This is a genomic window from Peribacillus sp. SIMBA_075 (assembly GCF_046534585.1).
Genome location: NZ_JAWRYN010000498.1, coordinates 1 through 276, shown reverse-complemented (window position 1 = coordinate 276; position 276 = coordinate 1). Strand labels below are relative to the sequence as shown.

The 276-nt window shown below is 36.6% G+C and carries 1 pseudogene; it reads left to right on the top strand.

Annotation, left to right across the window (positions count from 1 at the left end):
- A pseudogene (locus tag SB775_RS29160) lies at positions 1 to 276 on the top strand (spore coat putative kinase YutH); the annotation flags it as partial.

The following is a 276-nucleotide window of genomic DNA, read 5'->3' as shown; positions in this document are numbered from 1 at the left end:
CAGCAAACGAAGCGTTTAAAACTTCCTTTTGATTGGGTATATGATCACCCAAGTAGAGATATAGCAGAATGTATTCGCTATATGATGATAGAAAAAAAGAAAGATTGGGAGCAAACGGTAGTTCAATTCATTACAGATTATGAACGTAATTATTCGCTCTCTTCATTTGGTTGGCGCTTATTATTCGCAAGGCTTCTGTTCCCGCTTCACTACTTTGAAACGATTGAACGATATTATCAAACAGGAAACGAAGAACAAAAAGGCATATATAGAGCC